We start from the raw sequence: 258 nt of genomic DNA, 5'->3' as shown, positions 1-258 counted from the left end.
TCGACGTGCACGCCAAGACCGGCTCGGCCATCGCCGGGGAGGCGCTGGAGCGCATCGGCGCCCTCTACGCCATCGAACGCGAGATCGCCGGCCAGCCGCCCGATGAGCGACAGCGACGGCGACAGGATCGATCCCGCCCGCTGGCCGATGCCTTGAGAACCTGGGCCGAGACGATCCTGCCGCAGCTCTCCGGCCCCTCGGATCTGGCCAAGGCGTTCCGCTATATGCTGACCCGCTGGCGCGCGCTGACCCGGGTGT

At 70.9% G+C, this 258-nt stretch carries 1 protein-coding gene; it reads left to right on the top strand.

Translation table 11 applies throughout. From position 1 onward, the window contains the following. On the top strand, positions 1–258 hold a 258-nt coding region (locus FV226_RS27775), incomplete at both ends, for a transposase (RefSeq protein WP_147765438.1).

It is taken from the genome of Methylobacterium sp. WL12, assembly GCF_008039475.1.
GTDB classification, from domain to species: domain Bacteria; phylum Pseudomonadota; class Alphaproteobacteria; order Rhizobiales; family Beijerinckiaceae; genus Methylobacterium; species Methylobacterium cerastii.
Note: the sequence above shows the minus strand (reverse complement) of the source record. Positions and strands in the feature narration are given on the sequence as shown.